1 protein-coding gene is annotated in these 793 nt (G+C 62.3%); it reads right to left on the reverse strand.

What is annotated here, in order from left to right; translation table 11 throughout:
- Positions 1-33 precede the first annotated feature (33 nt).
- Positions 34-793 (reverse strand): DUF1329 domain-containing protein (locus tag CSC66_RS17165; protein ID WP_162378627.1); only part of this gene is annotated, 760 nt, incomplete at its 5' end.

Consider the following 793-nt stretch of genomic DNA (forward strand, 5'->3'; position numbering starts at 1 on the left):
GTCGCGTCATTCGATACGCACGATGATCTGAGCCTACTGCACGGCAATATCGGGCGCGTCCTGATCGTGGTAGCCGCGGTCAAGCCCGTGTACCGCTATATCGAAGCGCAGAGTCTTGTGGTCTACGCGCCTCTGTTTTCCTTCGAGGACGATCGCCTCGGGCACCAGCGAGAAGTAGCTGTCGAGGAAGGTCTTGCCCTTGGGTCCGCCATGGAACGGGCGATGCCATTTCGCATCGGCGCCGTTCCAGTTGCGATTGCTGACCGCGCCGAGGAAGGGCTTGCGTTCGACGATCTTGTAGTTGCCCCACGTGAGCATCGGATCGCCGGCGGCCCAGGCGTCGGACAGGAAGAACGTGATGCCCGGCACCAGCGGCTCGAAGCGCTGGTTGGTAGGGAACTGGCGCACGCGCTTGAACGCCGGGAAGTATCCGTACAGATCCGGGAACTTGCGCTGGTCGTAGTACCAGATGGACAGGAACGAGGATCCCTTGATGTCGTTGGGCCCGGTGAAGAAGACCGTCTGCAGGCGCAGCTTGTCGCTCATGCCGTTGAAGACGGTGCCGTCACCGCGCGCCGTGGTGTTGAGTTCGCACCAGACGAAATCCTGGCTGTAGGCCCCTTCGCCCTGCGGATTCAGACTCCACGCCGGGATCGCGTACTGCGAGTAGTCGTGCTTGCCCCAGGCCAGCGTCATGTCGGCAATCATCTGGTTGCCGTCCTTCGGATCGGTGAACGGCAGGCCGCCGATCCACGGGCTGCCGACTTTTCCGTCCGTCCACACGTTGCCATCC

The organism is Pseudoxanthomonas kaohsiungensis (assembly GCF_010211765.1).
Classification (GTDB): Bacteria; Pseudomonadota; Gammaproteobacteria; order Xanthomonadales; family Xanthomonadaceae; genus Pseudoxanthomonas; species Pseudoxanthomonas kaohsiungensis.